The following is a 2,979-nucleotide window of genomic DNA, read 5'->3' on the forward strand; positions in this document are numbered from 1 at the left end:
CTGTTCTGTGGGCGTCTCGGCCACTGAATCGTCCTGTTCTGTGGGCGTCTCGGCCACTGAATCGTCCTGTTCTGTGGGCGTCTCGGCCGCTGATTCGTCCTGTTCTGTGGGCGTCTCGGCCACTGAATCGTCCTGTTCTGTGGGCGACTCGGCCGCTGATTCATCCTGTTCTGTGGGCTCCTCCGAGACGGCCTGCTCGAACCAATCCTCCTCATCGACGTCGTCTTCGGCCATGGCGAGATGTCTCTGTCTTGCTCTGCGTCTGTATGGCCCAAGTACCTTTCCCGTGTGCGGTGATTTTTGTAGTGGCGGCCCGGACTCTTCGTATGATCGTCGGAATCGTCGCCCAACGGGACAACAATCGGGCGATCGAGTTGGCGGCGTCGGTCGCCGAACGACTCGCCGGACCGCAGACGGACGTCCATGGTGACCCCCGTACCGCGTCGGATATCGATGTGGCCGAATGTGACGTCCAATCGATGGACGAGTGTGACCTCGTGGTCTCGATCGGTGGTGACGGAACCTTCCTTTTCGCCGCGAAGGGGGCCGGCTCCACGCCGATTATTGGCGTTAACCTCGGCGAGGTCGGGTTTCTCAACACAGTCACGCCCGAACACGCAATCGAAACGATCGAAGGGGAGGCAGTCCAGTATCGTGAGACCGGAACCATTAGCCATCGGGAAGTCCCTCGTGTTCGACTCTCCGGCTCTGATTGGGGACTTTCGCCGGCCCTCAACGAAGTCCTCGTCCAGGGACATCGACGGGGCCACGCGGACGGCCTGAACCTCGAGATCCGTGTCGACGGATCAGTGTATGACTCGACCCGCGCGGACGGGGTCCTGGTGGCGACCCCCACCGGGAGTACCGCATACAATTTGAGCGAAGAAGGGCCATTGGTCCATCCACAGATCGATGGCTTCGTCATCAACATAATGGCCGGCAGAAAGGCGATGCCACCACTCATTGTGTCGGAGGACGCGGACATCGAAATCGCCATCTCGGGGGCCGCCGCCGCAGTCGTGTCCAGTGATGGGTCAGAACACCGGACGATCACGCCGCCGACTGAAGTTACGGTTACCGCTGCCGAACCGGCCAAAGTTGCCGGCCCAGGGACTGCGTTCTTCGAGGCGCTCGGGAAACTGGAGTGATTGGGGCCGCCTCAACCGCAATGGAAAGGGTAAACCTGGGGACTCTCCAATCAGTGTTGTATGAGTCACGAGCTCCCGGACCCGCAAGCGACTGAGCCGGACGTAACCGTGGGACTCGAACGCGTCGGAGTCACCGGTGTTGAAAAACTCGTCAAGATCGGCCGCCCGACTGGTCGACCGCTCGTGTTGATGGCCGAGTTCGAGGTCTACGTCGACCTCCCGCGCAAACGGAAAGGTCTGGACATGTCCAGAAACATGGAGGTCATCGACGAGACCCTGGAGGACGCGGTCAGCGAACCGGTCTACAGGGTCGAGGAGATGTGCGGGGAAGTCGCCGAACGGCTCCTCAAGAAACACGAGTACACCACGAAGGCCATGGTGAAAATGGAGGCCGAGTACATGATCCGAGACGAGACGCCGGCCACGGAACGGTCGGCCCAGGGTCGCGTCGACTTCATCGCAAGTGCAACGGCCAATGAGGGTAAAGAAACCCGGGAGGAGATCGGGGCCCGAGTTGACGGGATGACGGTCTGTCCGTGTTCCCAGGGCATGATGGAAGAGCGCGCACGAGAGAAGTTAGAGGACCTTTCGGTCGAGCCGGATTCCGTCAACGAGTTCCTCGCAGAAGTTCCACAAGCTGGTCACTCACAACGGGGGCACGCCACACTGACGGTCACGGCCCCCGGGGATCCGGAAGTCGACTTCCGGGATCTAGTCGAGATCGCTCGCGACGCGATGAGCGCTCGCATCTACAACATGGCCAAGCGACCGGACGAGGACCACATGACCTATCAGGCCCACGTCAACGCTCGCTTTGTCGAGGACTGTGTGCGGTCGATGGCCGAGCAAGTCGTCGATACCTGTGATGCCGTCGACGACAATGCCATCATCACGATGAAGCAGGAAAACGAGGAATCGATCCACCAGCACGACGCGCACGCCGAACGCATCGCCACAATGGCCGATCTGCGAGGGGAAGTCAACGGCCAATAGTCCGGCATCAATTGCTGAATCCCATGGCCGAACAGTTATACACGAAAGCACGCTACGAACAGCCATGCTGCGTTGGCTGCTAATCGCCCTCCTGCTCATTCCCCTCGCTGATATCGCCCTCCTGGTGGTCGTCGCCGGCGCAATCGGCTGGGTCCCGACAGTTGCGCTGGTCGTTCTAACGGCCCTGCTCGGGATGCTCTTCGTCAGGGCGGAGGGGCGTCACACGCTCCGTCGGATCCAACAATCACTTGCACAAGGCGATCTCCCCACCAATCAGGTCGTGGACGGGGGCCTGCTCATTGCGGCAGGGGCCTTTCTGTTGACACCGGGACTGGTCACCGACGCCGTCGGGTTCCTCCTGGCCCTTCCACTCACCCGAATCCCGATTCGGATCCTCCTCAAGCGTTACGTCATCACTCCGGTCCTCGAAAAGAAAACGGGCGGTTTTGCGACGGGAAACGTCTACACTGCCGGATTCCCGGGTTCGAACGGCCCAAACGAGGGAGCGACAGGTCCAGGTGGACCCGGGGCTCCGGGACCGGATTCAGGAACGGGAAGGTCAAGCGGGGGAGCTACCGTCGATCTCGGGCCGGACGAGTACGACGTTTCGTCGGGCAATGACAAGGAGTAGCCCTGCGGTCTCGAAGCGGTCGCCACGCCGCCGGGCGGCGAAAGGAAACCCTTTTACTTGCCAGCGGGCAATCCGCAGTTGTCAGGGCCAGTAGCTCAATTAGGTAGAGCGCCACTCTGATAAGGTGGAGGCTTGCGGTTCAAATCCGCACTGGCCCACTTCTGTGTGACTCAAACCACGAAGCGACCAGCTCGCTGTGTCGCTTCG

The 2,979-nt window shown here is 61.0% G+C and carries 3 protein-coding genes, 1 tRNA gene and 1 pseudogene; 4 read left to right on the top strand and 1 reads right to left on the bottom strand.

Annotated features, from left to right (window positions below; genetic code table 11):
• Positions 1 to 234 (bottom strand): annotated as a pseudogene (locus V5A26_RS11320) (hypothetical protein); the annotation flags it as partial.
• A gap of 92 nt (positions 235 to 326) precedes the next feature.
• Between V5A26_RS11320 and V5A26_RS11325 the strand changes: the two are divergent.
• The 4 genes from V5A26_RS11325 to V5A26_RS11340 all read left to right on the top strand — a co-directional run bounded on the left by V5A26_RS11325 (position 327) and on the right by V5A26_RS11340 (position 2,930).
• Entirely contained in the window at positions 327 to 1,148 is an 822-nt protein-coding gene (locus V5A26_RS11325) for an NAD(+)/NADH kinase (protein ID WP_332321103.1), read from the top strand.
• Between the two features lie 60 nt (positions 1,149 to 1,208).
• Positions 1,209 to 2,141: a GTP cyclohydrolase MptA gene (mptA, locus tag V5A26_RS11330; RefSeq protein WP_332321104.1), complete on the top strand. Its 933-nt coding sequence runs from the start codon at positions 1,209 to 1,211 to the stop codon at positions 2,139 to 2,141.
• 64 nt (positions 2,142 to 2,205) lie between these two features.
• Positions 2,206 to 2,772, top strand: a complete 567-nt coding sequence (locus V5A26_RS11335; protein WP_332321105.1) for an FxsA family protein — start codon at positions 2,206 to 2,208, stop codon at positions 2,770 to 2,772.
• An 84-nt stretch (positions 2,773 to 2,856) separates the two neighbouring features.
• Positions 2,857 to 2,930, top strand: a tRNA-Ile gene (locus V5A26_RS11340).
• The last annotated feature ends 49 nt before the right edge of the window (positions 2,931 to 2,979 follow it).

Origin of the sequence: Halodesulfurarchaeum sp. (assembly GCF_036626455.1) — an archaeon.
Classification (GTDB): Archaea; Halobacteriota; Halobacteria; order Halobacteriales; family Halobacteriaceae; genus Halodesulfurarchaeum.